We start from the raw sequence: 25,716 nt of genomic DNA, 5'->3' as shown, positions 1-25,716 counted from the left end.
CCGTCGGCACGGCGAGCTGCCCAGGAAGCGGCCTCCGCCCGCCGCGGCAGTCAACCGGTCAGGGAGCCTGCCGAGCACCGCGCAACCGATCCAGATCGTCCTGCACCCGTGCACTCACCGCCACGGGATACGGCGCCCCCGCCTCGTCGAGGGAACGAAGCGCCGTCGGAAGGGCGTCGATCTGCTGCCGTGCACGCCGTCGCGCGTCGTCGAGTCCTGTGTCGTACTGCGGCAGCCGCCGGCCGGCTCTCATGACGGGCACCAGCAGCGGCTCACCCGGGAGGTCCTCGTCCGGCCGGCCGATGGTGTCGCCGGCGAATACGCCGCCGTCGGTCCGCCGGAACACCTGCTTGCGCCCGGGATGGAGCACCTTGCCGCTCGACAGCTTCGTACGTCCGACGCCGGCGTACTCGACCAGCTTGTACGCCATGTCGAGGGTCGGCGCGTCCTGGGCGATCGACAGGTGGGTGCCCACACCGAAGCCGTCGACGGGGCAACCGGCGTCGAGCAGTGCCGCGATGCTGTACTCGTCGAGGCCCGACGAGGCGAAGATCCGGACGTCGTGCAGCCCCGCTGCGTCGAGCCGGGCGCGCGCGGCCTTCGACAGGGCACCGAGATCACCGGAATCCAGCCGGATCGCGCGCACGTCGAACCGATCGCCCAGCCTCCCGGCCAGGTCGACGACGAGGTCCACGCCGCGCAGGGTGTCGTAGGTGTCGACCAGCAGCGTCGTACCCGGATACAGCCGGGCGAACGCCTCGAAGGCCTCGGCCTCGTCGTCGAAGGCCTGGACGAAGCTGTGCGCCATCGTGCCGAACGCCGGAATCCCGTACTCCCTGGCGGCGAGCAGATTCGACGTTCCGGCGGCTCCCGCGAGGTATCCGGCGCGGGCGACTTCGAGCGCGGCGTCCGTGCCGTGCGCCCGGCGTGCGCCGAAATCCACCACCGGGCGCCCCTGCGCGGCCTCGACGATGCGCGCGGCCTTGCTGGCGAGGACGCTCTGCAGGTGGATCCGGTTCAGCACGAACGTCTCGACGAGCTGTGCCTCCAGGATCGGCGCGACGACCTGCACGATCGGTTCGTTCGGGAAGACCACCGTGCCCTCCGGCACCGCCCACACGTCGCCGGTGAAGCGCACCGCAGCGAGCTGTCCGAGGAACTCGTCGGAGAACAATCCGAGCCCGCGCAGGTATCGCAGGTCGTCGTCCTCGAACCGGAACGCCTCGAGGAAGTCGAGCACATCGGGCAGGCCGGCGGCCACCACGTACGACCTTCCGGGCGGCAGCTTCCGGAAGAACGTCTCGAACACGGCCGTCTCCGACATGCCCCGGACCGCGTAGGCCTGCGCCATCGTGACCTCGTACAGGTCGGTGAACAGCGCGGCGCCCGGGAATCGCACGGCGACCGTCACCCGAGCCCGGTCCGGGCCGGTGTGTTCTCCATACCCGAATTCTCACACGCCGGCGAGGCGCCGGCGGCCGGTTGCGTCCGGTGCACGAGAGGGGCCGTCTTCGACGGCACCTATGCTGACGGTGTGAGCACTACCGGTGACGCTACGACCGCCGGCACCGCCGTCGGTCGCCCCGGTGACGGCACCGCCGTCGGTCGCCCCGGCGACCGCACCGCCGACATCGACGGACTGCTCGCCGAGATCCGGGATCGGCTGACCGACACCGTCACCACCCGCGCGAGCCTGCAGAGCCTGCTCGAGGCGGTGCTCGTCGTCGGGTCGGGTCTCGAACTCGACTCGATGCTCCAGCGCATCGTCTCCGCGGCCGTCACGCTGCTCGACGCCCGCTACGGCGCGCTGGGCGTGCGGGCTCCCGACGGTGGACTCTCGGAGTTCGTCTACGTGGGTATCGCCCCCGAGGCGCGCGGCCGCATGGGGCATCTGCCGGAGGGCCGCGGCCTCCTCGGTCTGCTCATCAACGACCCGAGGCCGGTCCGCATCGCGGACCTGTCCCGGCATCCCGCATCGATCGGCTTCCCTCCGGGACATCCGCCGATGAAGAGCTTCCTCGGGACCCCGATCATGGTGCGCGGCAAGGTGTTCGGCAGTATCTACCTCACGGAGAAGGTCGGTTCCCCGGCGTTCACCGAAGAGGACGAGGTGATCCTGAAGGTGCTCGCGACCTCCGCGGGCGTCGCGATCGACAACGCGCGCCTGTTCGAGGGCTCCGTCACCCGCGAACGCTGGCTCGAGGCGGTGGCGACGATCAACTCCCGGCTGCTGGTCGGCGGCTCGGTCGACGAAACGCTGGAACTGCTGGTCGACCGCGTGCGCGACCTCGCCCACACCGACGGCAGCTACGTCGTGCTCGTCGACGGCACCCAGGGCACGGTCCGGGCCGCCGCCGCACCCGGCCCGCCGTCGGTCGGCACTCGCCTCGACCTCACCGGTTCTCCTGTGCTCGAGGCGATCCGGACGCGGCGCACCCTGCTCACCGACAGTCTCGAGGGCATCCCGGACGCGGCGGGCACCGACGGCCGCGCCGTCGTCCTGCCGTTGTCCGCCACCTCCGGCGCGAGCGGCGCCCTGATCGTCACCCGGGCGGCCCGATCCGACGCGTGGGACGACGAGGACGTCACGCGGCTCGAATCCATGGCCGATCTCGTCACCGTCGCGCTGGAGTTCGCCACGCAGCAACGCAAGAAGCGGTTGCTGGACGTGCTCGCGGACCGCGACCGCATCGCGCAGGATCTGCACGACAACGTGATCCAGCGGTTGTTCGCCACCGGGATGAGCCTGCAGAGCACGCTGGTTCCCGGCACCGACCCCGACCGGGTCGCGAACGTGGTCCAGCACGCCGTCGAGCAACTCGACCGCACCGTCCGCGAGATCCGCACCACCATCTTCGATCTGCACACCACCGGCGCCGCGGCATCGACCAGCCTGCGGCGGCGGCTGCTGGACGTGGTCGGCGACCTGACCGCCCAGTCGCCGGTGGCGCCGAACGTCCAGTTCTCCGGGCCGATAGACACTCTGGTCCCCGCCCGCATCCATCCGCACGCCGAAGCGGTGCTGCGGGAAGGACTCAGCAACGCGTTGCGTCACTCGCAGTCGGAGAAGATCTCCGTATCCGTCTCAGCGGGAGACGAATTCACGATCGAGATCGTCGACGACGGCATCGGGCTGCCGGACGCCCCGCGCCGCAGCGGCCTCACCAACCTCGAGCGTCGCGCCCAGCAGTGCGGCGGCCGCTGCAGCATCGGCCCCGGTGCGACGGGCGGCACGCGCGTGGTGTGGCAGGCGCCGCTCTGACGGGTCGGCGTCAGACCTCGCGCTGCTTGCGCAACTCGGTGGCGAGCACCGCGGCCTGCGTGCGACGCTGCATCCCGAGCTTGGCCAGCAGCCGCGAGACGTAGTTCTTGATCGTCTTCTCCGCCAGGAACAACCGCTCGGCGATCTCGCGATTGGTCAGGCCCTCCCCGATCAGCTCGAACACGGCCCGTTCCTGGTCGGACAGTTCGGCGAGCGGATCCGCCGTGCGGGACGCGCGGATGCGTTCCATGAGCGCGGCCGTGGCCCGGCTGTCGAGCAGCGAGCCGCCGGCCGCGACGGTCCGGATCGCCGACACCAGGTCGGTGCCGAGGATCTGCTTGAGCACGAATCCGGACGCACCCGCCATGATCGCGTCGAACAGGGCCTCGTCGTCGGCGTAGGAGGTGAGCATGAGAGCGCGCAGCTCCGGCATGCGGGCCCGCAGCTCACGGCACAGTTCCACGCCGTTGCCGTCGGGCAGGCGCACGTCGAGGACCGCGACTTCGGCTCCGCTCCCCGGGATGCGGGCCAGCGCCTCGCCGACCGACGCGGCCTCCCCGACGACCGTGAAGTCGGGCACGCTGTCGAGCAGGTCGACCAACCCGCGCCGCACGATCTCGTGGTCGTCGACGAGAAATACCCGAGGCATCGTCCCTCACCTTTCCTGGCACCGGTGTTGCGGTGACCATGCTCGCACACCACCTGCCGCGGGCCGTTCGACGGCAGTTTCGGGACCTTCGGCACATGCGCCCGGCACAGTCCACGGGCGATGCTCGGAACGTCGCCCCGATGAGCCGTGCGGGGGTGACCGACCAGGACGAGGAGGCTGCGATGTCCACGGTGCCCGACACCTGGTCCACGAGCGACACCGAGGTCATCGCGCGTGCCGTGATCGAGGCCCCCTCCATCCACGACACCCAGCCGTGGAATCTGCGTCTCCCGGCGCGCACCGCCGAACTGGAGGAGCGGGTCGAGTTCGCCGCGCCCGGTCCGGACCCGCTGCGCCCGGATCGCCTCATCTCGTGCGGGGCCGCCGTCGCCAATCTCGAACTCGGCATCCGGGCGCTCGGCTGGAGCACCCGGACCCTGCTGCTACCGGAGCCGGAGCGGCCCGAGCTGATCGCGCGGATCGAGGCGGCGGCTCCGGCCACCCCGTCGAGCACCGATCTGGGGTCCTTCGCCGCGATCTCGCACCGGCGCAGCCACCGCGAGTCGTTCGCCCGGATCCCGGTGCCGGCCACCACCATCGCCGACGTGATGGCGGCCGCCGACATCCCCGGTGTCCGGGTTCGCCTGCTGGCCTCGGACGAGGCACCGGCCCTCGCCGACATGCTCACGTACTCGGCCGAGGCGATGCGCCGCAACCCGCACTACCAGCGCGAGATGTTCCGGTGGACGTCGCACTGGCATCCGGAGGGCAACGCCGAGGTGGTGACCGACTGGGGCGCCGACCTGGACGCCGGCGGAGCGGCCGGGCGCGCACTGATCACCACCGGCGTGCCGGACACCGCCGAACTCGCGGCGGCCATCGACCGGGAGACCGTGCTGGTCTTCTCGGTACAGTCCGCCGATCCGATCGACCTGGTGCGGGTGGGCATCGCATCCGAGCGGGCGTGGCTGGCGGCGGTCGATGCCCGGCTGTCCGCCTCCGTGCTCACCTATCCACTGCGCGTGGAGGACTCCGCGGCCCGGCTCGCCGAACGGATGGACCTCGACGGTCTTCCGCAACTGATCATGCGTATCGGGTTCTGACCGGACCGAACGGGGCGTCGCAGGGGGGCGCCCCGACCAATCAGAGAGGGAACACATCACTGTGACAAGGGAACTCACGGACCTGCAGTTGCTCCGGGAGCTCGAGCCGATCGCCGAGGACAACGTCCACCGCCACCTGGCGATGGCGAAGGACTGGCATCCGCACGACTATGTTCCGTGGGACGAGGGCCGCAACTTCGCCGCCCTCGGCGGCACCGACTGGGATCCCGCCCAGTCCGCGTTGTCCGACACCGCCCAGGCAGCGATGATCACCAATCTGCTCACCGAGGACAACCTGCCCTCCTACCACCGTGAGATCGCCGAGCACTTCAGCCTCGACGGCGCGTGGGGCACGTGGGTGGGACGTTGGACGGCCGAGGAGAACAAGCACTCCGTCGTCATGCGGGACTACCTCGTGGTCACCCGCGGGGTGGACCCCGTCGCACTCGAGAACGCGCGCATGGCGCACATGACCACCGGCTTCGACCCGGGGTCGACATCGATGCTCGAGTCCGTGTCGTACGTGACCTTCCAGGAACTGGCGACCCGGGTCTCGCACCGCAACACCGGCAGGGCGTGCGGCGACCCGATCGCGGACCGCATGCTCGCCCGCGTCGCCGCGGACGAGAACCTGCACATGATGTTCTATCGCAACATCGTCGACGGCGCCCTCGACATCGCCCCCGACCAGACGTTGGCCGCGATCATGAGCGTGCTGACCCGGTTCCGGATGCCCGGTGCGTCGATGGCGAACTTCCGGCGCAACGCCGTCCTGATCGCCAAGGGCGGCATCTACGACCTGCGCCAGCACCTCGACGACGTGGTGCTGCCGGTGCTCCGCAAGTGGCGCGTGTTCGAGCGCACCGACTTCGGCGGCCGCGGCGAACAGCTGCGCGAGGACCTCGACGCCTTCCTCACCGATCTGCAGACGAAGGCCGAGCGGTTCGAGGAAGCCCGGGACCGCGCGCTCGCACGTCAGGCCCACCGCGACGAGCACGCGGGGGCGAGCGCATGACCAGCGTGCGTGAGCCCGGGACCGGAACCCCCCGGACCGGAACCCCCCGGACCGGAACCACCGACAGCAAGCTGTTCGGCTCGGTTCTGGACATGGCGCGCGCCGCGAAGCGCGGCGACGTGTCCGGCTGGCTGACCGCCAAGAGCAGTACCCACCGCCCGGAGGACGTCGCCTACCTGAGCTCGGTGCTGCTGGGCGTCCTCATCGAGAACGACGCGGTCCGTCGCGGCATCCATCCCGCCGACGTCTGGCGCGAACTGCGCGAGCGTGGCCTCGACGACTTCGGCTGACTCGCGCACCGAGGAGACCACCGTGCGACGATGCCCGGCACCCGCTTCCGGGTGCCGGGCATCGAGCGTCCGGGTACGGTCGCGCGGTGCGGTGCTTCTCGCGCGCGTGAGAACGCGCGCGAGAAGCACCCAGCCGCGCAACCACATGCGGCGCAGGCCGGGACGGGAGGGCTACTTCTCGCCGTCGGGCCGGACGATCAGCACGGGGCAGTCGGCGGTCTGCATCAGCGCATTGCTGGTCGATCCGAGCAGCAGGCCCTTGAAGCCGCCGCGGCCTCGGGAGCCGACGACGATCAGCTGGGCGCGTTCGGCGTACTCGCTCAGCACCCGCACCGGCCGGTCCCGCGCGACGACGCGTTCGACGACGACGTCCGGGTAGCGCTCCTGGAACCCGGCGAGGTTCTCGGCGAGCACGACCTCCTCGCCCGTCTGGATCCGGCTCCACTGCGGATCCTCGGGCACCGCGCCCAGCGACGGCTGCACGCTCACGTCGCTCCACACGTTCACCGCGACGAGCGTGGCCTTGCGGGCGGCCGCCTCGGCGAACGCCACCTCGACGGCGCGCACCGACGCCTCGGAGCCGTCGACGCCCACCACGACCGGGCCGTCGGAGGGGGGTGCCCCGTCGAGGGTGCGGCCGCGCACGATCGCGACCGGGCAGTGGGCGTGCGAGGCGAGACCGAGGGTGACGGAGCCGACGAGCAGCCCCTTGACCTCGCCGAGGCCGCGGGAGCCGAGCACGACGGTGTCGGCACGGCGCGAAACCTCGACGAGGGTGGGGACGACCTTGCCCTCGATCTGCTCGGTGGTGATCTCGACCGGGCCCTGCTCGTCGGCGATGCGCTTGGCGAGCACCACGGCGCTGTCGAGCCGGGCCCGCGCCGTCTCCTTCATCTCCTCGTGGAAGCTCTCCGCGAGGTAGGGCTCGGAGTAGTAGAAGGCGGGGATGTGCACGACGGTGACGATGTGCAGCGGCAACGCACGGGCCGCGGCGGCGCGGGCCGCCCAGATCACCGCGGTGGCCGCCGCGTCGGATCCGTCGACCGCGACGACGATCGGTTGGGTATCGGTCATAGGTGTCCCCTCTGTCGGCGGGCCGGCGGCCCGGTTCTCGCGAGCGTCAGTTGCAGATCTCCCGCAGCTGTTCGATCAGTCGGACCCGGCCGGCGGTGTTCTCCGCGATCGGGGTGACGGTGAGGGTGGTGACGCCGGCTTCGGCGAACGCGGCGACCCGCTCCCGGACGTAACTCTCGGGGCCGATCAGCGAGACGGCCCGCACGAGGTCGTCGGGCACTGCGGCGGCCGCCTCCTCCTTGCGGCCGGCGAGGTACAGGTCCCGAATGGTCTCTGCTTCCTTCGCGTAGCCGTAGCGGACGGCGAGATCGTTGTAGAAGTTCTTCCCCTTCGCACCCATGCCGCCGATGTACAACGCCAGGTGCGGGCGCACGAAGTCGAGGAGGAAGTCGACGTCGTCACCGATCGCGAGGGCGGCCCCGACGTAGACCTGCAGGTCGCCCAGCGAGGGGTCGCGCTTGGCCTTGCCGCGCGCGAGGGAATCGCCCCAGACGTCGGCGGCCTTCTCCGGATGGAAGAAGATCGGCTCCCAGCCCTCGGCGATCTCGGCGGTCATCTCGACGTTCTTGGGGCCGATCGCGGCGATCAGGACGGGGATGCGTTCCCGCACCGGGTGGTTGATGAGCTTGAGCGGTTTGCCGAGCCCGGTGCCCTTCTCCGGCGGCAGCGGGATCTGGTAGTACTTGCCCTGGTATTCGACCTTTTCCCGGCGCCACACCTGACGGCAGATGTCGACGAGCTCCCGGGTGCGGCCGAGCGGCGCGTCGTACTTGACGCCGTGGAATCCCTCGATGACCTGCGGGCCGGACGCACCGATCCCCAGGACGAAACGGCCGTCGGAGACGTAGTCCAGTCCTGCGGCGGTCATCGCGGTCAGGCTCGGCGTGCGGGTGTAGATCTGGAAGATGCCCGAGGCCAGCTCGAGTCGTTCGGTCTTGGCCGCGAGGTAGCCGAGCTGACTGACCGCGTCGAACGAGTACGCCTCCGGCACGAAGATGATGTCGAGGCCGGCCCGTTCCAGATCGGCCACCTCCGCCGCCGTCTCGGCGAAGCCGCCGCTGTAGTTCAGTCCCATCCCGATGCGCATCGGCATACCCCGTGATCCGTTGGTGCGTGCCCGGACGGGCACGCTCGTACCGTTTTCCCGGTACCCTACCGCCGGGGCGCGGCACCGATCCTCAGGACTCGTCGGGGCGCACGACCATCACGGGGCAGTGGGCGTCCCGGATCAGCGAGTTGCTGGTGGAACCGAGCAGCATGCCGGTGAATCCGCCGCGTCCGCGGCTGCCGACCACCAGCAGCTGCGCCTTCTCGGACCAGGCGAGCAGGTGAGCGCGCGGCCCGTCGACGTACACCTCGCGGCGCACGTTCACGTCGGGGTAGCGGTCGTGGAATCCGGCGAGACGCTCGGCGAGCAGGGCCTGCTCGGATTCCGCGAACGCGTCGGGATCGATCGAGACCTCGACGGCCTCGTCGAACGTCCCGCGCCGCATGTCGCTCCACACGTGGACCGCGACCAGGTCGACACCCCGCAGACCGGCCTCCTCGAACGCCGCGTGCACGGCCTTCTCGCTGAGGGTGCTGCCGTCGACCCCGACGACGACGGGCCGGGTGTCGGGCAGGGACTCCGGTGCCTCGCCGCGAACGACGACGACGGGGCACCGGCCGTGGCTGGCCACGGAAACGGGGGTGGAGCCGAGCAGGGCCTCGCCCACCCGGCCGGTGCCGGAGGAACCGAGCACGAGCATGCGCGCGTGGGCGGACAGGTCGATGAGCCAGCGGGCGCTGCCGGTGGCGGCGAGTCGGGTGGTGATCTCGAGCGCCGGCGCGACGGTGCGGGCGACCTCCTCGGCCCGTTGCAGCAGCGTCTTGCCCTCGTCCTCGACCCATTCGAAGACCTGCGCGGTCTGGATGAACGGCGCCCCGCTGTACCCGCTGGGGGCGAAGTCCAGAGCGTGCACGATGTGCAGCGGCAACCCGCGGTCGGCGGCGGTCGCGGCGGCCCACCGGACGGCGTCGTCGGAGGCCGGAGAGCCGTCGATCCCGACCACCACGGTGTTCGACCGCACCGCCTCGTCGTGCGCGGGTTCGTGGTGCGTCTTGCTGCCGGGGAACTTCACGTCGGTCACCGCTCTCGTCGCAGGGATCGTCCTCGGCCTCGAGGTTAACCCGCTCCCCCTGGGCCAGGAATGGTCTTTGGTCCTTCTCCGGGAAGTCCGGAGCCACTGGTCCGGCGGGGAGGATGCGGCCACAATCGTGGGGAGAGGAGGCGCGTCATGTCCGGTGGTCCGATCCGCGTGACGGATGCCGCGGCCCGCAAGGTCCGCGCGGCGGACGTGATGAGCACGCCGGTGCTGGCGGTGACGGTGGACGCCACCTTGGAGCGGGCCGGGGAGGTGCTGGCGCGCAACGGTTTCACCACACTTCCGGTGGTGGACGAGTACGGCCGGTTGTGCGGCCTGATCACCGAGGAGGCCCTGGCGGGGGCGCACCTGGCGCGGCTGTCGGTGTATGCCGATCTGCCCGAGCCGATCGTGAGCGCGATCCGCCGGCCGCTGACGGTGCGGGCGGTGGCGCTGCCGCCCGTCGCCCTCGACGCGGACGCGGAGCTGTTCGACATCGCGCGAGCGATGCTGCAGATGCGGCTGCGGTCCGTGCCGGTGGTGCGCGACGGCCGGCCGATCGGAATCGTCAGCTGGCGCAATATCCTTCCCCTGCTCGAGCACTGAAGACCGGAAAGCGATCTGCGTCACATTAAATTGTCATTTGGGATGACAATTATCTAGTCTCGGTTCATGCAACTCACCCAGTTCACCGATCTCGGACTGAGAGTTGTCATGTACCTGGCGGCCGCCGCGCCCGACAGCTCCCCCAGTACCAGAAGCGTTGCCGAGCAACTGGAGTTGTCGTACGCCCACACCACCAAGGTGGTCGCACGACTGAGCGAACTCGGCGTCGTCACGACCCGCCGCGGCCGCGGCGGCGGACTGGCCATCACCGAACTCGGCCGGTCCGCCACCGTCGGATGGCTCGCCCGGCAACTCGAAGGCGACAACGAGGTCGTCGCCTGCGAGGGCGACAAGCCGTGTCCGCTGCGCGCCGGGTGCAGCCTCCGGGGCGCACTGCGACGTGCCCAGGAGGCGTTCTACACCGCCCTCGACGCCGTCACCGTCGCCGACCTCGCCCGCCCGCCCACCCGCACCGTCCTGCTCGAACTCACCCGCCCCGCCGTCTGACCGCAGGGTTCCACAGCCCGCGAACCCGCCCAGCCCGATCGAAACGGAGTCCACGATGCCGCTCTCAGCCGAGTCCAAGGAAGTCATCCGCGCCACCCTCCCCGCCGTGGGTGCCGCCATCGGCGACATCACCCCCCTGTTCTACAAGAAGATGTTCGCCGCGCACCCCGAGCTCGAGCGGAACCTGTTCAACCGCGGCAACCAGAAGCAGGGCGAACAGCAGAAGGCCCTCGCCGGCTCCATCGCCGCGTTCGCGACCCTGCAACTCGACCCCGATCCCGCCCGGGTCGAGGCCATCCTGTCCCGCATCGCGCACAAGCATGCCTCCCTCGGCATCAAGCCCGACGAGTACTGGATCGTCCACAAGCACCTGTTCGAGGCCATCGTGGAGGTCCTCGGCGAAGCCGTCACCCCCGAGGTCGCCGCGGCCTGGGACGAGCTGTACTGGCTGATGGCCAACACCCTCATCAAGCTCGAGGACGACCTGTACAAGGCCGCGGGCGTCGCACCGGGCGACGTGTGGCGCACCGTCCGCGTCGCCGAGCGCCGGCACCAGTCCGCCGACACGGTCTCGTTCGTCCTGACCTCGCTCGACGGCGCCCCGCTGCCTGCTTTCCGCCCGGGCCAGTACCTCTCGGTGGGCGTCGTGCTCCCCGACGGCGCCCGCCAGATCCGCCAGTACAGCCTGACCAACGCGCCGTCGCAGGGAGACTGGCGCATCACCGTCAAGCGGATCCTGGCGACCACCACCCCCGACGGCGCCGTCGCGCCGGCCGGTGAAGTGTCGAACTTCCTGTACGACAACGTCTTCGAAGGCGACGATCTGCAGGTGACCACGCCGTTCGGCGACCTGGTGCTGCCCGACGACGGCGCCCCGCTGCTGCTGGCCTCCGCCGGCATCGGCTGCACCCCGATGATCGGCATGCTCGCGCATCTGGCGGAAACCGGTGACGAGCGCAAGGTTTCGGTGCTGCACGCCGACCGCTCCGTCGCCAACCACGCCCACCGGCACGAACTCGCCACCCTCGTCGAGCGCATCCCGTCCGCCGAGGTGCACCGCTGGTACGAGGATCTCGGTGCCCGCGAACCGCTCGAGACCGTGCGCGTGGGCCGGGCCGACGTGTCGGACCTGCCGCTCGACCCGAACACCAAGGCGTACCTGTGCGGTCCGCTGCCGTTCATGCTCTCGCTGCGCGAGGCCCTGATCGAGCGCAACGTGCCCGCCGAGAACATCCACTACGAGGTGTTCGGCCCGGACAGCTGGGCCCCCAGCGCCTGAGTCCCAGCGCCTGAGTCCCAGCGCCTGAGTCCCAGCGCCTGAGTTCCCTGCGACCGTGCCCCGGCCCCGGCCGGGGCACGGTCGTCTCCACGATCCGGCGCTAGGCTCGCTCGCATGGACGACGTCGCGGTCCCCGCCCGTGCGGACACGCCCCGCGGTCCCGCCCGGATCGGACTGCTCGTGCTGCTCCTCGTCGCGCTCACGGCCACGCTGCGGACCCCGGTGGCGCCCGCGCCGGCCGACACCCCACCGACCGAGTTCAGCGCCGCCCGCGCGACGGCGCACGTCGAGGCGGTGGCCGCGCAGCCGCGCCCGCCCGGCTCGGCCGGCCATGCCGCGGCGCGGGACTACCTGGTCCGCGTCCTCGACGGACTCGGCTGGGCCGCCCGCGTCGACGACGGCGTCGGCTGGTCGACCACCGCCGTGCAGGGCACCCAGCGCGGCGGCCGGGTCGCCAACGTGGTCGCCACCCTCCCGGGCACCGACCCCACCGGTTCCGTCGTGCTCGCCGCGCACTACGACACGGTCCCCGCTTCCCCCGGCGCGGGCGACGACGGGATCGGAATCGCCACGGTCCTCGAGGCCGCCCGGGCCCTGTCCGCCGGCCCCCGTCCCCGGAACGACGTGACGGTGCTCGTCACCGACGGCGAGGAACGCGGCCTGCTCGGCGCCGAGGAGTACACGAGGCGGCAGCCGGCCGACGCGCGGCCGACCGTGGTGCTCAACCACGAGGCCCGCGGCAACGGCGGCGTCCCCGTCACCTTCCGGATCTCCTCACCCAACGCCGGTCTCGTGGGTGTGCTGTCCGACGTGCCGGGCACGACCGCGGACTCGTTCACCCAGACGGCGTTCGAGTTGCTGCCCAACGACACCGACTTCCGCCGCCTCACCGAGGCCGGCCTGCACGCCGCGGACACCGCGGTCGCCGGCGGCGGCGCCTACTATCACAGCCCCGTCGACACCGCGGACCGGCTCGACACCTCGTCGCTGCAGCGCATGGGCGAAACGACCCTCGCTGCGGCACAGCGATTCTCGTCCATCGACCTGGCCGAACTCGGTTCCGGCGGCGACGACGTCGTCGTCACCCTGCCCTGGGGACCGGTGCACTTCCCCCGCTGGCTCGAGATCGCCCTGACCGCGCTGCTCGCCGCCGTCACCGGTGCCCTCGTGGCCCGGCGGATCCGGGACGGCACCGCCTCGGCGGGCCGGCTCGCGGCATCGGGCGGGATCTCGATCGCCGTGGCGGCCGCGGCGGCGGGTGCGGCGTTCGTCCCGTGGTGGCTCGCGCTGCGGATCGCCCCCGGGCAGGCCTCGGCGGTCCTGCGGGAACCGTACCGGCCGGTGCCCTATCAGGTTGCCGCGGTGGCCGCGGCCGTCGCCGTCCTGCTCGCGGCGTACCCGGCGGTGCGCCGCCGCGTCGGCCCGGCGGCGTTCGCGACGGGCGCGCTGCTCGCCGTCGCGGTCACCGCCGTGGCCGCGCTGCCCTTCCTGGGCGTCGCGACCGTCCTGGTCCTGCCGGCGCTGCCGGCCGCGGTCGCCGCGCTCGTCGTGGACCGGCTGCCGGCCGACCGGCGCGGGTGGCGGACGCCCGTGACGGTGGCCGGGACCGTGCCGGCGGTCGTGGTGCTCGTGCCCGGCGCGGTCGCGTCGTTCGACGCCGGTCTGCTCACCGGAGCGCCGCTCGCGGGCGTGTTCGTCGCGGTGCTGTTCGCGCTGGCGCTGCCGCTCGTCGACGCCGCCGGCGACCCGTCGCAGCTGCGGCTCGCCGCGATCGCCGCCGCGGCGGTCGTGGTGGTGGCCGCGCCGACCGGGGGTTGGGTCAACCGCGACGGCGCCACCCCGCCGCGGCAGGAACAGCTCCTCTACGCACTGAACGCCGACACCGGCGCCGCCGTGTGGGCCTCGCCGCGCGCCCCCGCGTCGGACTGGAGCCGCGCCCTGTTGACCGAGGCGCCGGCCACCCTGCCGGACGCGTTCCCGTGGCGCAGCGAGACCAGGTTCGCCCACGGCCGGGCACCGGCCGCGCCGCTGCCCGCGCCCGGGCTCGACGTCGTCGCGGACGTCACCGACGGCGACGAGCGGACGCTGACGTTGCGGCTGACGTCGCCGCGCGGGGCGCCCACGGTCGGGCTGTGGGTGGACGAGACGACCGCGGAGGTGCGCGAGGCCGCGGTGGCCGGCCGGAACGCCGCACCGGCCGCGCCGTTCGGGTTCCTGTTCTCGGGGACGCCGGCCGAGGGCATCGAGGTGCGGCTGACCGTCGTTCCGCGCTCCGGTGCGACCGTGCTGCACGTCGCCGATGTCACCGACGAGCTGACCGTGGTCCCGGGATACCGCGCTCCGGACGACCGGGTCGTGGTCACCCCGGCGGTCGCGGTGACCCGGACCGTCCGGTTGTGATCACACCTCGCTGAGCGGCCACTCGTGAACGGGCTTGCCACCGAGCATGTTCCGGATGTAGTCGCGCATCATTCCGTGGAGGGCGGTGCGCCGGTCGGCGCCGGCGTCCTCCCGTTCGACGACCTGCGCGCGCTGCCACGCCGCACCGGTCTGCCGGTTCAGGCACCGGCCCTCGATGATGCCCAGGTACCTGTCCCGCGCCTGCTGCGACAGGCCGAAGGCGGTCAGCCCCGCGTCCGCCATCGGCAGCAGCCGGCGCAGCACGAGTTCGTCGGCTCCGACCCACCCCAGTCCGGGCCAGTACAGCCGCGCGTCGAGACCGTACTTGGCCCCGATCCCGAGGTTCTCGCGGGCGGCGTCGAAGCTCATGAACCGGCACAGCGGCACGTCGGCGTCGACGAGAGCCCGCAGCGCCCCGTAGTAGAACGCGGCGTTGGCCATGACGTCGAGCACCGTCGGCCCCGCCGGCAGCACCCGGTTCTCGAGCCGCAGGTGCGGGTGGTCGTCGGCGACGTCGTAGACGGGCCGGTTCCAGCGGTAGATGGTGCCGTTGTGCATCTGCAGCTCGCGCAGGCCCGGAGTCCGTCCGGCGTCGAGTTCGGCGAGCGGGTCGACCTCGGAGACCTCGGGAAGCAGTGCCGGAAAGTACCGCGAGTTCTCCTCGAACAGGTCGGTCACCGAGTCGATCCAGCGCTCGCCGAACCACACCCGCGGGCGCACCCCCTGGTTCTTCAGCTCCTGAGTGCGGGTGTCGGTGGCCTGCGCGAACAGCGGAATCCGGCTCTCGTGCCACAGCGCCTTGCCGGCGAGGAACGGGGAGTTGGCGGCGAGCGCCACCTGCACCCCGGCCAGGCACTGGGCGGCGTTCCAGTGTTCGGCGAAGTCTTCCGGAGCCACCCGCAGATGCAGTTGCAGCGACGTGCACGCCGCCTCCGGCACGACCGAGTTGGCATCGGCCCGCAGTTGTTCGGCACCGTCGCGGCCGGGCAGGGGCACGCCGTCGAGATCGAGTTCGATGTCTTCGCCGCGCGCGGCGAAGATCTGCTCGTTGAGGGCCTCGTAGCGCGGATTGGCGGTGATGCGTTCCCGGTCGAGGTGGGCGAGCTCGAGCGTCGGCAGCATGCCGATCATGACGAGCTGGGCGTCCTGCCGGTGCATCCGCGTGTCGGCGCGGCGCAGCGACTCGCGCAGGGAGTTCTCGATGTCGAGGACGGCGTCGCCGGCGAACGGCCCGGGGTCGACGTTCATCTCGACGTTGAACTGGCCGAGCTCGGTCTGGAACACGGCGTGATCGTCGATCGCCTGCAACACCTCGAGGTTGCACATGGCCGGTTCCATGTCGTCCTGGACGAGGTTGAACTCGATCTCCATGCCCAGGAGCGGCTCCGGGCGTTCGCGCGCATCGGTGAAGGCGCCTTCGCGCAGCATCCGCTCCAGGGCGGCCAGGCAGGCCTGCACCTTGGTGCGGAACTCGCGCCGGTCGGCGCGAGTGAAGGACCGAGCCTTGATCTGCGTGCCCATGGAGCCGTGTCCCTCTCCCCCGCTAGGTGATGATTCGTCAGCCTAGCGGCCGAGCGACCGCAGGTGGGGGCGAGCGTCAGACGGCGCGGTAGCTGCTCCAGTCGGCGACGACGCCGCGTGTGCTGAGCCAGGCGTTGGGGTCGGTCTTGCCGCCGGCCTGATCCCACACCTCGAAGTGCAGGTGCGGTCCGGTGGACCAGCCCCGGTTGCCGACGGTGGCGATCTGCTGACCGGCGGTGACCCGCTGGCCGGCGCTGACCTGGTAGGTGTCCACGTGGCCGTAGACCGCGGTGGTGCCGTCGTCGTTGAGGACGCGCACCCACTGGCCGTAGCCGGAAGCGGCGCCCGCGTCGAGCACGGTGCCGTCGGCGGCGGACTTGATGGGGGTGCCGATGGGGGCGGCGATGTCGATGCCGCCGTGGTGGCTGCCCCAGCGGGGGCCGAAGTCCGAGGTGAGCGTGCCCGAGACGGGCTGCACGGTGGCGGGCTTGGCCGGGTTGAGGTTGTTCAGCCAGCCCTGACCCGTGGCGAACTGGTCGACCAGGGCGTCGAGCTCCGGCGGCAGGGCGGGAGCGGCGGCATGCCCGTGGCCGTGTTCGTCGGCGGGGGCGGGCGCTCCGGGCAGCTGCGGGAGCTCGAAGCCCTCGGGCAGCAGACCCTGGGGCACCTCGAAGGGCAGCGTGCCGGTCTGAGCGGGGGCGGGGGCGGCACTGGCCGTGCCGGCGGTGAGCTGCGCGCCGACGGCGAAGAAGGCGCCGGTGGCGGCGGCGACGGTGGCGGCCTTCACGGGCGCCGACGGGCCGGCGGGCTCGACGCGGTGCCGGCCGCGGCCGGAGGACGCACCGGACAGGTCCATCTCGAAGGTGGTCGCCTCGTCGCCTGCCCGCTGGTGCCGTCCCACAGTTGCTACCTCATCCGTCGTCCGTTGCGCGCCGGGTGACCCCCGGCCGTTTCTGGCGACTCAAAGTAACAAAACGATATAGGCCAGCGCCAGCGTTACGTTTCGGACACCGTCGCGGTGGGTAGGGCGGCCGACGCCGCGGCGCCGTCGTCGGCTGTCGCGCTTCCCGTGCCCTCGTGAACAGCGGAAACCCGTCCTGCGGTGGGCACGACACGACGGAAGCGTCCACCGGACCCCGACGCCGCGTCCCACTCCCGCACAACCGGCCGGAGCCGCCTCCGGTTATGTGATTGTGATCACAGCGGTTCGCCTGCCGCCTCAGCCGACATACGCGAGGGGCGCGTCGGGGACATAGTCGACGCACGAGAGCAACGGCGTCGGCGACGGGCTGAGGTAGCCGGTATCGAATGCCTGGATGCGCTGCTCGACGGTGCCGTGGGTGCGCTCCGGCCCCTTGTCCTCCCCCACCGCGGCGAACGCCCGCCCCAGTGATGCCAGGTCGGCCTGCTCGATCGTGACGCCGAGATCCCGTTCGGAGTACGCGACGAAGGCGCCCGATCCGCAGTCGGCCTGGTTCTCGTACGGGATTGCGCTGTTGGGTTCTGCCGGGTCGGGCTGCGGCAGCCCCAGCATCGTCTGGAAGTGATGCGTCACCTCATGGCTCAGCACCGCGGCAACGGCGATCTCCCCGTAGTCACTCACCAGTTCCCTCGCCGCCTTCTCGCCGATGTAGAGGCTGCGGTCGGCCGCGCAGTACATCAGCGAGTTCTCGTCGTAGGCGCAGCCGGGCGCCGCCTCCCCCGGCTTCCCGGCCGATACCGCGTAGTAGGCGTTCGGATGCGGCATGTCCGTATAGGTGGCGTCGATCCACGACTCGATCGACGGAAGGAAGCACTGCACATACGGTCCCATCATCTCCGTCGTGTACTGCCCGGTGGGCCCGGCGGCGAACGGACACTCCGCCGTGGGCGAAAGCTGTTGCAGTGCAGCCTCGTCCTCCGCGGCGGCCGGAGCGACGGCACCGAGGGCGGGCACCACGGCGACGACGGCCACGGCGGCGAGGCGGATCGTGCACGAAACGGAACGAGGCATGAGCACTCCCGGGGGACGAGGATTCGGCTTGCGGATCCACCCTCCGGCGTGCGGGGGTCTCGATCCAGGGCTCTTCGGGCTGCGCCCCGTCACCCCGAGGGGGACGTTTCCCACCCCCGGGATCACTGGCCGCACCGCCGCCGGGATGCGCCCGACCGCCGTCGCCGGGGTGCGCCCGACTGCCGCCGCCGGGGTGCGCCCGACTGCCGTCGCCGGGGTGCGCCCGACCGAATGTCACATGCGTTCGGCTGGATCGACGGCGTGTGACATTCGGTCGGGCGGAGTGGCCGGGCGGAGTGGGCGGGTACAACCGCTGCGCCCCAGGTCCGCGACCGTTTCACACCGGTACCCCGATCCCGGCTACACTCACACCGCGCATCGAATCGAACCGGTTCACCGCGCGCCGCCCTCGTAGCTCAGGGGATAGAGCACGGCTCTCCTAAAGCCGGTGTCGCAGGTTCGAATCCTGCCGGGGGCACACGGGAACGCCGGCCGAGTTCCGCTGCCGGCCCTGGATCAGTCGACCTTCGCTTCAGGGGCGACGTCGAGCCGCAGGTACGACCGGACGCCGAACAGGCGGTGCATCCTTCTCGATGCCGGTGTCAGATGCGGTTCCGCTTCCGCTGCGGGCACGATCACGGGAGCGACGACGTCGTAGCGCACGCCGGCCTGCTCGAGGGTGCAGCCCCCACCGGCCAGGACGTTGCGGCACCAGTCGACGTCGGTGCCGTAGGGCAGATGGACGAAGAACGACTGTCCGGCTCGTTCCGCCCAGACCGGGGTGACGTACGGCTTCCCGGATCGGCGGCCGACGTGGTGCACCGCGGTGACCGTCGCCCCTCTCCTCTTCAGGATCACCGGGTTGAGGACGGACTTGTTGTACCGGCGCACGGCAGTCAGGGCGGGCTTCCAACGCGAGCGCCACACGGCGACACGCACCACCGTGAAGGCTGTGTCGACGACGAGCACGGCGTCGTCGTACACCCGCTCGGCCAGTCGCCGGAGCACGGACCGGCCGGTCGCAGCTCCACCCTCGTCACTCACGGGGGATATCGGCCCGGCTCGCCGTGTCGGCCGAGCGGCCGTCGGCATCCGGTCCGTCCGCGGAGTTCGCCCACCGGAGGAACCTCGCTGCGAGGTCGGCACGTAGTTCAGCGAAGAGGTCGCCGTCCCGCGCGGGGTCCAGGTGCTCGACGGTGTCCAAGTGCGCCCGTACCGTCACGGATTCGTCGCCGCGAAGGCTGGCGATCCACCGCTCCACCGGGCCGGGCGGAGCGGGAACCGGACGGGGCACCACCACGTACTTCTCGAAGACCTTCCGAAACCGCTCCCAGCATTCCTGTTCCTGCTGCAGGAGGTACCACGGCCACTCGACGACCCGCCCCCGGAGGCACACCCTCGTCGAGGGGCCGTACTCGAGCGGATTCCACTGTGGCGGACGCGTGAACACCACCTGCAGGTCCACACAGCCCCGGTCGCTGCCGGGTGTACTCATCAGCGACAGGGTGTGCAGGTTCCGACCGTCCCCGGGACACCGGTACCGGATCGCCGGCGCACCCTGGCACGGCGCGTAGTAGCTTGCCGGCACGATCGCCGCGCCGTCGACGATCCAGCCGACGGACAGATCCTCGTGGCCGTGCTCGAAGGAGATCAGCACGGTTTCGGAGAAGTCGATCTGCCGGCCGACCCACACCCCGCGTCGGCAGAGCGACGGCGTCTTCGTGTAGTCCTCGGTCACGAGATGCCGCCCGGTTTCCGAGCGTTCCCGGGTCTTCTCGACGAGCGGGTAGGTCATTGCTCCCCCTCTCGGCTTACTCGACTCCACGGTAGACCGAAGAGCAGGCGGCGGAGCCGGTTTCCTGCTGCGGAGCGGACAGCTACCTGCTCAGTCCGATCGTCCGTGCGACTCGTACGCGGCCTGTTCCGCCGCCACGGCCTCGGCGACATGCGCTTCGGCGGCGGCGGCGTCCACCCCGAGACCGCCGAGAACGCCGCTGCCGTTCTCGTGGTCGAGCAGGGCGAGGAGGATGTGCTCGGTGCCGATGTAGTTGTGCCCGAGCCGCAGCGCCTGCCGGAAGGTCAGTTCCAGCACTTTCCGGGCGCGCGCGTCGTAGGGGATCAGGTCGGGCACATCCCCCGTCGCCGGCGGGAGCGTCGCCGCCACGGCGCGACGGACCGCGTCCGGCGACACATCCTGCGCGACGAGCGCGCGCATCGCGAGGGCTTCGGGTTCGCTCAGCAGACCGAGCACGAGATGCTCCGGGGCGATCTCGGCATTGCCGGCCGCCCGGGCCTCGTTCTGTGCCGCCACGACGACGTTCCGGGCACGTTCGGTGAATCGGCTGAAGCCTTGTTCGGAATCGAGATCGGCGGAACCCTTGGGCACGAAACGTTTCTGGGCCGCCTGCTTGGTGACGCCCATACTGCGGCCGATGTCGGTCCAGGACGCGCCGGAGCGACGGGCCCGGTCGACGAAGTGGCCGATCAGGTGGTCGGCGACCTCTCCGAGATGCTCGGCGGCGAGAACGGCGTCCGTCAGTTGTTCGAGGGCATCGGAGTGGACCTTCTCGATGGCGTCGATGAGGTCGTCCAGCCGCACGGGATTGCTCATGGGGATCGGATTCGTCATTCGTCAACCATAGGTTGACGCATGACGCTCGTCAACGCTCGGTTGACGACGATTCCGGCGTGCCTCCCACGTGCGCCGACTCCGGGTACCGTCGTCGCATGGACCCCGATGTCCGCACCGGCCCCGGCCGCCGCCGCGAGCCCCTCATCGCACCCAGCCTGGCCTCGGGCGACCTGGCGCGTCTCGCGGACGAGGCGCGGATCGTGGCCGGTGGATCCGACCGCGGAGCCGACTGGCTGCACATCGACGTGATGGACGGGCACTTCGTCCCCAACCTCACCTTCGGGCTGCCGGTCGTGCGGTCCCTCGCCCGGCACACGCCGCTGCCGCTCGACTGTCACCTGATGATCGAGGACCCCGACCGGTGGGCAGTCGACTACGCCGAGGCCGGCGCGTACAACGTCTCCGTGCACATCGAGGCGACCCGCGACCCGATCGCCCTCGCCGGTCGCCTGCGAGCCGCCGGCGCCCGTGCCGGTCTCGCGTTCGCACCGCAGACCCCGCTCGAACCGCACCTCGGCACGCTCGCGCACTTCGGCACGCTCCTGGTGATGAGCGTGCCGCCGGGTTTCAACGGTCAACGGTTCATTCCCGAGATGCTCCACAAGGTGCGCACGGCGCGACGCCTGGTCGACGCAGGTGAACTCGACCTGCTCATCGAGGTCGACGGAGGGGTGAACCTCGACACCATCGGGGCTGCGGCGACGGCCGGTGCCGACTGCTTCGTGGCCGGCACGGCCGTCTACGGCACGGACGACCCGGCCCGCGCCGTGCGCCTGCTGCGCGAGAAGGCCCGGGCGGCGTACGGGAGACCGTGACACACGGGAGACCGTGGCACACGGGAGGCAGCGACGAACGCGAAACGGGCGCCGAGAGACATCCCGGCGCCCGTCGTGACGGCTCAGCTACCCAGCGCGTCGATCGCCGCCTGCAACCGCCGCGCGGCCTCGTCGGCGACCGGCTGCAGCTCGGGGTCTTCGGCCACCTGCACCATCAACTGCGGATTCATGGCTTCGACGTGGACCGTGCCGGAGTCCTCCGGATCGCGCCGGACGACGACGTTGCACGGCAGCAGCAGCCCGATCTGCCGGTTGGCCGACACGGCCCGGTGCGCGAGCGGCGGGTTGCACGCCCCGAGAATGACGTACGGCTCCATGTCGACGTCGATCTTGGTCTTCAGGGTGGCCTGCATGTCGATCTCGGTGAGCACCCCGAAGCCTTGCTCCTTCAGTGCCGCACGAGTGCGCTCGACGACGTCGTCGAGCGGGGCGCGCAGCGTGGTGGCGAGGGCGAGTGTCATAGCGCTCCTTCGTGATTCGCTGATGTCAGGCGAGCGCGAGGAAGAGCTTCTCGAGTTCCTCCTCGGTCAGCTTGTCGACGCAGGTGTCGTCCTGCTCGTCGAGGACGCACTGCCGCAACCGGGTGGCGACGATCTTGAAGCCGGCCCGGTCCAGGGCACGCGAGACCGCGGCGAGCTGGGTGACCACCTCGCGGCACTCGCGCCCGCTCTCGATCATGGAGATGACCCCGGCGAGCTGGCCCTGCGCGCGACGCAGCCGGTTGAGAACCTGGGTGGTGGATTCTGCGGCATTCACGGTGTTAACTGTCATGGTCGGCCCCTTCATACTGAAGATGAACACATCATACCCCGTGGGGTATTCCCGCGCCCACCTTCCGACTCGATGCCGCCTCCCGGATCACGGGCCGCTCGATCCGGCGTCGCCTTCAGCGGCGACCGCCCCTGACCACCCGCTCCCCGGCCCGTTCCCAGGCGATCATGCCGCCACGCAGCGAGGCCACGGGCGCCTGCGCCTCCGGGGCGAACATCCGCGCGGCGCTGGCCGACCGCATGCCGGAGTGACAGACGAACACCACCGGCCGGTTGCGGACGATCCGCGCCGCGCGCGTGGGGACCTGGGACAGCTCGCAGTGCTGTGCGACGGGCGCGTGCCCGGACCGGTACTCGGCGGCGGACCGCACGTCGACGAGGACCGCCCCGGCCTCGAGCAGCTCGCGTGCGCGACGGACGTCGACCGTCTCGTAGGGTTTGGCGAAGCGCGCCTTGACCTTCTCGAGCAGGCTCATCGGGTGCCACCCTGCTCGACCGGGTGACCGGCCCGCAGCCAGCCCTTGGTGCCGCCGGCGACCGAGACCGCAGGCCGCCCGGACGCGGACACGATGTCCGCCCCGCGCAGGCTGCGATTACCGGAGGCGCAGACGACGTAGACGAGGTCGGCTCCCGGGATCTCGGCGAGTCGGGACCCGAGTTCGCCGAGCGGAATCCACTGGGCGCCGGGCACGTGCGCCTGCTCGTACTCGTAGTCCTCGCGCACGTCCACCACGGTCGCGCCGGACTTCCACGCGTCGGCGAATGCGGTGATGTCGATTTCCCTCATGTCCACTCCTCGGCCCACACCGGTGGGCATCGTGCCGTCGTTCGAGGTTCATACCCCGAGGGGTACTACATACCCTAGGGGGTATATGCAGATCTGTCCACCGTCCCCGCCCGGGCGACGGCCGCCCGGGTCCGGCGCCGCGACCGTTCCGGTAGCGTCCGAGACGATCCCCGACCCGATGCACCTGGGAGGAATCGCCGATGAGCGAGGGACCCGTGGCGCCGCAGCCCGGCGCGGGCCGTGCCCGTCAGAACGTCATCTACCGGGCCGGAGTGCTCGGGCGTACTCCCCCGGTGCCGACCGACTTCGCCGGGCTGGAACGTCTGGCGCGACGGAAGACGAGCCGCCGCGGCTGGGCCTACATCGCCGGGGGCGCCGGTGAAGGCGCGACGATGCGCGCCAACCGGGAGGCGTTCGACCGCTGGAAGATCGTCCCCCGCGTCCTGCGCGACGTCTCCCACCGCGACCTGAGCGTCGAACTGTTCGGCCGCACCCTGCCCGCCCCGGTCCTGCTGGCGCCGGTCGGCGCCGCCGAACTCGCGCATCCCGACGCCGACGTCGCGATCGGTGGCGCGGCGGCCGAACTCGGTGTGCCCTACATCCTCTCCAACCAGGGCTGCGCGCCGATGGAGGCCACCGCGGCGGCGATGGGAGATGCCCCACGCTGGTTCCAGTTGTACTGGAGCAGCGACGACGACCTCGTCGACAGCCTGCTCGCCCGCGCGAAGGCGATCGGCGCGGACGCCGTGGTCGTCACGTTGGACACCACCCTGCTGGGCTGGCGGCCGCAGGATCTCAACCTCGGTTCCCTGCCGTTCGCCCGCGGCGAGGGGATCGCCCAGTACACCTCGGACCCGACGTTCGTGCGCATCGTCCGCGACCGCATCGCGGCGGCCGCCGGTGCCCGTCCCGAGGTGGAGGTGACCCTCGGCGCGATCAGGTCACTGCTCTCGATGAGCCGGCGCTACCCCGGCCGCCTCCTCGACAACCTCCGCTCCCCCGAACCCCGGGCCGCGGTCGAGACGTTCCTCGACATCTACTCGCGACCCTCCCTGACGTGGACGGAGATCGAGTCGCTGCGCGAACGCACCGATCTCCCCGTGCTGCTCAAGGGCATCCTCCATCCGGACGACGCCCGCCGTGCCCTCGACGCCGGGGCCGACGGCATCATCGTCTCCAACCACGGCGGCCGCCAGGTCGACGGCGCGATCGCCGCCCTCGATGCCCTGGTCGGCATCGTCCCCGCCGTCGACAGCCGGGTGCCGGTACTGCTCGACAGCGGAATCCGCACCGGATCGGATGTGTTCAAGGCGCTCGCGCTCGGCGCCGACGCGGTCACCGTCGGCCGCCCCCACCTGTACGGCCTGGCCGTCGGCGGCCGGGACGGAGCCCGCGACGCCGTCGCGAACATCATTGCCGAGTTCGACCTGACGCTCGGGCTCAGCGGGCTGACGTCGGTGAAGGAGATCACCGCGGACGCGGTGACCCGCACGTGACCGGTGCACACCGGATGCCGATCTTCGACGCCCACTTCCACATCGTCGATCCCCGCTTCCCGGTGATCCCGAACCAGGGATACGTGCCCCCGCCGTTCACGGTGACCGACTATCTCGAGCGGGTCCGCGGGCTCGGCGTCACCGGTGGCGTCGTCGTGTCCGGCTCCTTCCACGGCTTCGACCAGAGCTACCTGCTGGACGCCCTCGCGCTGCTCGGACCCGGCTTCGTGGGAGTCACCCAGCTGCCGGCGACCGTGACCGACGACGAGATCACGCGGCTGAACGACGCCGGGGTGCGGGGCATCCGGTTCAACCTGCGCCGCGGCGGTTCGGAATCCGCCGACCACCTCGGCACGCTCGCCCGCCGGGTGCACGACGTCGCCGGCTGGCACACCGAGTTGTACGTCGACGCGCGCACACTGCCCACCCTGACCGGGACGATCGCCGCCCTCCCCGCGGTCAGCATCGACCACCTGGGCCTGTCCGCCGCCGGACTTCCCCACCTGGCGGCACTCGTCGACCGCGGGGTCCGGGTCAAGGCGACCGGTTTCGGCCGAGTCGACTTCGACGTCGCCCCCGTGCTGCGCGCCGTGGCCGACCGGAATCCCCACGCCCTGATGTTCGGCACCGATCTACCGTCCACCCGGGCCCCGCGGCCGTTCCTCGACGCGGACGTCGAGATCGTCACCGACACCCTGGGCCCGGAACTCGCCGCGCGGGCACTCCACGACAATGCCGCGCAGTTCTACCGCGTGCGTTGACATCCCCGGCAACCAAGATCTGCGAAACGTCGTCTGCTCCGCCGTCCGCGATCTACACTCGGGGGCGTCATTCGGTGCGCGGGGCGCGCCGCCGGCGGGGCGCGGCGGTCGGCACCCGGACGTGACATTCCGATCCCAGGAGCATCAGCATGAGCGCCGCCCGAACCACCCGAGCAATCCTCGCCACCGCCGCGCCGATCGCGGCCGCCGTCCTGTTCGCCGGCAGCGCCGGCGCCGCACCGCCCCAATCCCTCGGCACGGCACTGACCTTCGGATGCCTCAACCAGGGCAGCCTGGCCTCGATCACGGCGGTCACCGCGCAGGCCGGACCGGAGGCGAATCCCGGGATCCCACCCGGGCACGTACTGTTCTCCACCGCACCGGGACTGGGTCCCATGCCTGCCGCCGGGCAGGTGTCGGTCGCGTGGCTCAATCAGAGCACCGGCCAGGCGGGGATCGTCGACCTCGAGGGGACGTACCCGAACCTGGCGAAGGTGGTGAACACCGGTCCGGGCACCGTGCTCACCACCGTGTTCGGTTCGGTGAACCTGAGCAGCGGCCCGATCTGCAATTCGACACCGGCCGTGGGGACGGTGACCGTCGGCTGACTTC

General features: G+C 71.2%; 27 protein-coding genes and 1 tRNA gene. 13 read left to right on the top strand and 15 right to left on the bottom strand.

Going from position 1 to position 25,716, the window contains the following annotated elements; genetic code table 11:
* Positions 1-58: 58 nt before the first annotated feature.
* The gene (locus tag ACWPQI_RS05550) at positions 59-1,351 is read right to left on the bottom strand and encodes a nicotinate phosphoribosyltransferase (protein ID WP_234420196.1); all 1,293 of its coding nucleotides are present in this window, start codon (positions 1,349-1,351) and stop codon (positions 59-61) included.
* Between the two features lie 279 nt (positions 1,352-1,630).
* On the opposite strand from ACWPQI_RS05550, the gene ACWPQI_RS05545 reads away from it, so the two are divergent.
* Positions 1,631-3,262, top strand: coding sequence for a sensor histidine kinase (locus ACWPQI_RS05545; protein ID WP_026137461.1), 1,632 nt, complete (start codon positions 1,631-1,633; stop codon positions 3,260-3,262).
* A gap of 10 nt (positions 3,263-3,272) precedes the next feature.
* Here the strand turns inward: ACWPQI_RS05545 and ACWPQI_RS05540 are convergent, their stop codons facing one another.
* A complete protein-coding gene (locus ACWPQI_RS05540) occupies positions 3,273-3,911 on the bottom strand; it encodes a response regulator (RefSeq protein WP_003937734.1) in 639 nt (212 codons plus the stop codon).
* A gap of 182 nt (positions 3,912-4,093) precedes the next feature.
* Between ACWPQI_RS05540 and ACWPQI_RS05535 the strand changes: the two genes are divergently transcribed.
* The 3 genes from ACWPQI_RS05535 to ACWPQI_RS05525 all read left to right on the top strand — a co-directional run bounded on the left by ACWPQI_RS05535 (position 4,094) and on the right by ACWPQI_RS05525 (position 6,319).
* Complete coding sequence (locus ACWPQI_RS05535) at positions 4,094-5,014, top strand: nitroreductase family protein (protein ID WP_026137460.1); 921 nt, start codon at positions 4,094-4,096, stop codon at positions 5,012-5,014.
* A gap of 61 nt (positions 5,015-5,075) precedes the next feature.
* Positions 5,076-6,029: an acyl-ACP desaturase gene (locus ACWPQI_RS05530; RefSeq protein WP_010593063.1), complete on the top strand. Its 954-nt coding sequence runs from the start codon at positions 5,076-5,078 to the stop codon at positions 6,027-6,029.
* Positions 6,026-6,319 (top strand): hypothetical protein, encoded by a 294-nt coding sequence (locus tag ACWPQI_RS05525; RefSeq protein WP_172603597.1) that lies wholly within the window; start codon positions 6,026-6,028, stop codon positions 6,317-6,319. Before ACWPQI_RS05530 ends, ACWPQI_RS05525 begins: the two co-directional genes overlap by 4 nt.
* A gap of 171 nt (positions 6,320-6,490) precedes the next feature.
* Here ACWPQI_RS05525 and ACWPQI_RS05520 read toward each other — a convergent pair whose 3' ends face one another.
* The 3 genes from ACWPQI_RS05520 to ACWPQI_RS05510 all read right to left on the bottom strand — a co-directional run bounded on the left by ACWPQI_RS05520 (position 6,491) and on the right by ACWPQI_RS05510 (position 9,522).
* Positions 6,491-7,393: a universal stress protein gene (locus ACWPQI_RS05520; protein WP_010593065.1), complete on the bottom strand. Its 903-nt coding sequence runs from the start codon at positions 7,391-7,393 to the stop codon at positions 6,491-6,493.
* A gap of 46 nt (positions 7,394-7,439) precedes the next feature.
* On the bottom strand, positions 7,440-8,480 hold the full coding sequence (locus ACWPQI_RS05515; protein ID WP_474738835.1) for an LLM class F420-dependent oxidoreductase: 1,041 nt from the start codon (positions 8,478-8,480) through the stop codon (positions 7,440-7,442).
* Positions 8,481-8,571: 91 nt separating this feature from the next.
* The gene (locus ACWPQI_RS05510; RefSeq protein ID WP_010593067.1) at positions 8,572-9,522 is read right to left on the bottom strand and encodes a universal stress protein; all 951 of its coding nucleotides are present in this window, start codon (positions 9,520-9,522) and stop codon (positions 8,572-8,574) included.
* Positions 9,523-9,669: 147 nt separating this feature from the next.
* Here ACWPQI_RS05510 and ACWPQI_RS05505 point away from each other — a divergent pair, with 147 nt between their 5' ends.
* The 4 genes from ACWPQI_RS05505 to ACWPQI_RS05490 all read left to right on the top strand — a co-directional run bounded on the left by ACWPQI_RS05505 (position 9,670) and on the right by ACWPQI_RS05490 (position 14,308).
* The gene (locus ACWPQI_RS05505) at positions 9,670-10,122 is read left to right on the top strand and encodes a CBS domain-containing protein (protein ID WP_010593068.1); all 453 of its coding nucleotides are present in this window, start codon (positions 9,670-9,672) and stop codon (positions 10,120-10,122) included.
* Between the two features lie 66 nt (positions 10,123-10,188).
* Positions 10,189-10,629 carry an RrF2 family transcriptional regulator gene (locus ACWPQI_RS05500; RefSeq protein ID WP_010593069.1) on the top strand — a complete coding sequence of 147 codons (441 nt, stop codon included), beginning with the start codon at positions 10,189-10,191 and terminating at the stop codon, positions 10,627-10,629.
* 55 nt (positions 10,630-10,684) lie between these two features.
* The gene (locus ACWPQI_RS05495) at positions 10,685-11,908 is read left to right on the top strand and encodes a globin domain-containing protein (protein WP_010593070.1); all 1,224 of its coding nucleotides are present in this window, start codon (positions 10,685-10,687) and stop codon (positions 11,906-11,908) included.
* 114 nt (positions 11,909-12,022) lie between these two features.
* On the top strand, positions 12,023-14,308 hold the full coding sequence (locus tag ACWPQI_RS05490) for a M28 family peptidase (RefSeq protein ID WP_432793815.1): 2,286 nt from the start codon (positions 12,023-12,025) through the stop codon (positions 14,306-14,308).
* On the opposite strand, the gene ACWPQI_RS05485 is transcribed toward ACWPQI_RS05490, so the two are convergent.
* From ACWPQI_RS05485 to ACWPQI_RS05475, 3 genes are all read right to left on the bottom strand, one after another.
* The gene (locus ACWPQI_RS05485; protein ID WP_059174867.1) at positions 14,309-15,829 is read right to left on the bottom strand and encodes a glutamate-cysteine ligase family protein; all 1,521 of its coding nucleotides are present in this window, start codon (positions 15,827-15,829) and stop codon (positions 14,309-14,311) included. It lies immediately after the preceding gene.
* A gap of 76 nt (positions 15,830-15,905) precedes the next feature.
* Positions 15,906-16,730 (bottom strand): M23 family metallopeptidase, encoded by an 825-nt coding sequence (locus ACWPQI_RS05480; protein ID WP_017679408.1) that lies wholly within the window; start codon positions 16,728-16,730, stop codon positions 15,906-15,908.
* 318 nt (positions 16,731-17,048) lie between these two features.
* Entirely contained in the window at positions 17,049-17,822 is a 774-nt protein-coding gene (locus ACWPQI_RS05475) for a neutral zinc metallopeptidase (protein WP_010593074.1), read from the bottom strand.
* A gap of 405 nt (positions 17,823-18,227) precedes the next feature.
* Between ACWPQI_RS05475 and ACWPQI_RS05470 the strand changes: the two genes are divergently transcribed.
* A tRNA-Arg gene (locus tag ACWPQI_RS05470) sits at positions 18,228-18,300 on the top strand.
* A gap of 38 nt (positions 18,301-18,338) precedes the next feature.
* On the opposite strand, the gene ACWPQI_RS05465 is transcribed toward ACWPQI_RS05470, so the two are convergent.
* The 3 genes from ACWPQI_RS05465 to ACWPQI_RS05455 form a co-directional block, all read right to left on the bottom strand.
* Positions 18,339-18,866 (bottom strand): nitroreductase family deazaflavin-dependent oxidoreductase, encoded by a 528-nt coding sequence (locus ACWPQI_RS05465; RefSeq protein WP_304434092.1) that lies wholly within the window; start codon positions 18,864-18,866, stop codon positions 18,339-18,341.
* Complete coding sequence (locus tag ACWPQI_RS05460) at positions 18,859-19,617, bottom strand: hypothetical protein (protein WP_010593076.1); 759 nt, start codon at positions 19,615-19,617, stop codon at positions 18,859-18,861. The genes ACWPQI_RS05465 and ACWPQI_RS05460 overlap by 8 nt, the downstream gene beginning before the upstream one ends.
* A gap of 90 nt (positions 19,618-19,707) precedes the next feature.
* Positions 19,708-20,451 carry a Clp protease N-terminal domain-containing protein gene (locus tag ACWPQI_RS05455; protein WP_017679404.1) on the bottom strand — a complete coding sequence of 248 codons (744 nt, stop codon included), beginning with the start codon at positions 20,449-20,451 and terminating at the stop codon, positions 19,708-19,710.
* A gap of 98 nt (positions 20,452-20,549) precedes the next feature.
* On the opposite strand from ACWPQI_RS05455, the gene rpe reads away from it, so the two are divergent.
* Complete coding sequence (rpe, locus tag ACWPQI_RS05450; RefSeq protein ID WP_048774083.1) at positions 20,550-21,269, top strand: ribulose-phosphate 3-epimerase; 720 nt, start codon at positions 20,550-20,552, stop codon at positions 21,267-21,269.
* A gap of 83 nt (positions 21,270-21,352) precedes the next feature.
* Here the strand turns inward: rpe and ACWPQI_RS05445 are convergent, their stop codons facing one another.
* From ACWPQI_RS05445 to ACWPQI_RS05430, 4 genes are all read right to left on the bottom strand, one after another.
* Positions 21,353-21,751 (bottom strand): DUF302 domain-containing protein, encoded by a 399-nt coding sequence (locus tag ACWPQI_RS05445; protein WP_010593079.1) that lies wholly within the window; start codon positions 21,749-21,751, stop codon positions 21,353-21,355.
* A gap of 25 nt (positions 21,752-21,776) precedes the next feature.
* Positions 21,777-22,061 carry a metal-sensitive transcriptional regulator gene (locus ACWPQI_RS05440; protein ID WP_040274363.1) on the bottom strand — a complete coding sequence of 95 codons (285 nt, stop codon included), beginning with the start codon at positions 22,059-22,061 and terminating at the stop codon, positions 21,777-21,779.
* A gap of 115 nt (positions 22,062-22,176) precedes the next feature.
* Positions 22,177-22,536 (bottom strand): rhodanese-like domain-containing protein, encoded by a 360-nt coding sequence (locus tag ACWPQI_RS05435; RefSeq protein ID WP_010593081.1) that lies wholly within the window; start codon positions 22,534-22,536, stop codon positions 22,177-22,179.
* Positions 22,533-22,847, bottom strand: a complete 315-nt coding sequence (locus ACWPQI_RS05430) for a rhodanese-like domain-containing protein (protein WP_010593082.1) — start codon at positions 22,845-22,847, stop codon at positions 22,533-22,535. The genes ACWPQI_RS05435 and ACWPQI_RS05430 overlap by 4 nt, the downstream gene beginning before the upstream one ends.
* A 200-nt stretch (positions 22,848-23,047) precedes the next feature.
* Here ACWPQI_RS05430 and ACWPQI_RS05425 point away from each other — a divergent pair, with 200 nt between their 5' ends.
* The 3 genes from ACWPQI_RS05425 to ACWPQI_RS05415 all read left to right on the top strand — a co-directional run bounded on the left by ACWPQI_RS05425 (position 23,048) and on the right by ACWPQI_RS05415 (position 25,712).
* Complete coding sequence (locus tag ACWPQI_RS05425; RefSeq protein WP_010593083.1) at positions 23,048-24,343, top strand: lactate 2-monooxygenase; 1,296 nt, start codon at positions 23,048-23,050, stop codon at positions 24,341-24,343.
* The gene (locus ACWPQI_RS05420) at positions 24,340-25,104 is read left to right on the top strand and encodes an amidohydrolase family protein (protein WP_017679401.1); all 765 of its coding nucleotides are present in this window, start codon (positions 24,340-24,342) and stop codon (positions 25,102-25,104) included. Before ACWPQI_RS05425 ends, ACWPQI_RS05420 begins: the two co-directional genes overlap by 4 nt.
* 149 nt (positions 25,105-25,253) lie before the next feature.
* Positions 25,254-25,712 (top strand): hypothetical protein, encoded by a 459-nt coding sequence (locus ACWPQI_RS05415; RefSeq protein WP_010593085.1) that lies wholly within the window; start codon positions 25,254-25,256, stop codon positions 25,710-25,712.
* Positions 25,713-25,716: the final 4 nt, after the last annotated feature.

Source organism: Rhodococcus sp. LMD, assembly GCF_056108245.1.
The sequence above is the reverse complement of the archived record's forward strand: the minus strand, read 5'-3'. Positions and strand labels throughout refer to the sequence as shown.

Coding starts and splice junctions, on each gene's coding strand:
- ACWPQI_RS05550 (WP_234420196.1), bottom strand. CDS start 1,351: ATGGCGCAGGCCTACGCGGTCCGGGGCATGTCGGAGACGGCCGTGTTC.
- ACWPQI_RS05540 (WP_003937734.1), bottom strand. CDS start 3,911: ATGCCTCGGGTATTTCTCGTCGACGACCACGAGATCGTGCGGCGCGGG.
- ACWPQI_RS05535 (WP_026137460.1), top strand. CDS start 4,094: ATGTCCACGGTGCCCGACACCTGGTCCACGAGCGACACCGAGGTCATC.
- ACWPQI_RS05525 (WP_172603597.1), top strand. CDS start 6,026: ATGACCAGCGTGCGTGAGCCCGGGACCGGAACCCCCCGGACCGGAACC.
- ACWPQI_RS05520 (WP_010593065.1), bottom strand. CDS start 7,393: ATGACCGATACCCAACCGATCGTCGTCGCGGTCGACGGATCCGACGCG.
- ACWPQI_RS05515 (WP_474738835.1), bottom strand. CDS start 8,480: ATGCGCATCGGGATGGGACTGAACTACAGCGGCGGCTTCGCCGAGACG.
- ACWPQI_RS05505 (WP_010593068.1), top strand. CDS start 9,670: ATGTCCGGTGGTCCGATCCGCGTGACGGATGCCGCGGCCCGCAAGGTC.
- ACWPQI_RS05500 (WP_010593069.1), top strand. CDS start 10,189: ATGCAACTCACCCAGTTCACCGATCTCGGACTGAGAGTTGTCATGTAC.
- ACWPQI_RS05495 (WP_010593070.1), top strand. CDS start 10,685: ATGCCGCTCTCAGCCGAGTCCAAGGAAGTCATCCGCGCCACCCTCCCC.
- ACWPQI_RS05490 (WP_432793815.1), top strand. CDS start 12,023: ATGGACGACGTCGCGGTCCCCGCCCGTGCGGACACGCCCCGCGGTCCC.
- ACWPQI_RS05485 (WP_059174867.1), bottom strand. CDS start 15,829: ATGGGCACGCAGATCAAGGCTCGGTCCTTCACTCGCGCCGACCGGCGC.
- ACWPQI_RS05475 (WP_010593074.1), bottom strand. CDS start 17,822: ATGCCTCGTTCCGTTTCGTGCACGATCCGCCTCGCCGCCGTGGCCGTC.
- ACWPQI_RS05460 (WP_010593076.1), bottom strand. CDS start 19,617: ATGACCTACCCGCTCGTCGAGAAGACCCGGGAACGCTCGGAAACCGGG.
- ACWPQI_RS05455 (WP_017679404.1), bottom strand. CDS start 20,451: ATGACGAATCCGATCCCCATGAGCAATCCCGTGCGGCTGGACGACCTC.
- rpe (WP_048774083.1), top strand. CDS start 20,550: ATGGACCCCGATGTCCGCACCGGCCCCGGCCGCCGCCGCGAGCCCCTC.
- ACWPQI_RS05445 (WP_010593079.1), bottom strand. CDS start 21,751: ATGACACTCGCCCTCGCCACCACGCTGCGCGCCCCGCTCGACGACGTC.
- ACWPQI_RS05440 (WP_040274363.1), bottom strand. CDS start 22,061: ATGACAGTTAACACCGTGAATGCCGCAGAATCCACCACCCAGGTTCTC.
- ACWPQI_RS05435 (WP_010593081.1), bottom strand. CDS start 22,536: ATGAGCCTGCTCGAGAAGGTCAAGGCGCGCTTCGCCAAACCCTACGAG.
- ACWPQI_RS05430 (WP_010593082.1), bottom strand. CDS start 22,847: ATGAGGGAAATCGACATCACCGCATTCGCCGACGCGTGGAAGTCCGGC.
- ACWPQI_RS05425 (WP_010593083.1), top strand. CDS start 23,048: ATGAGCGAGGGACCCGTGGCGCCGCAGCCCGGCGCGGGCCGTGCCCGT.
- ACWPQI_RS05415 (WP_010593085.1), top strand. CDS start 25,254: ATGAGCGCCGCCCGAACCACCCGAGCAATCCTCGCCACCGCCGCGCCG.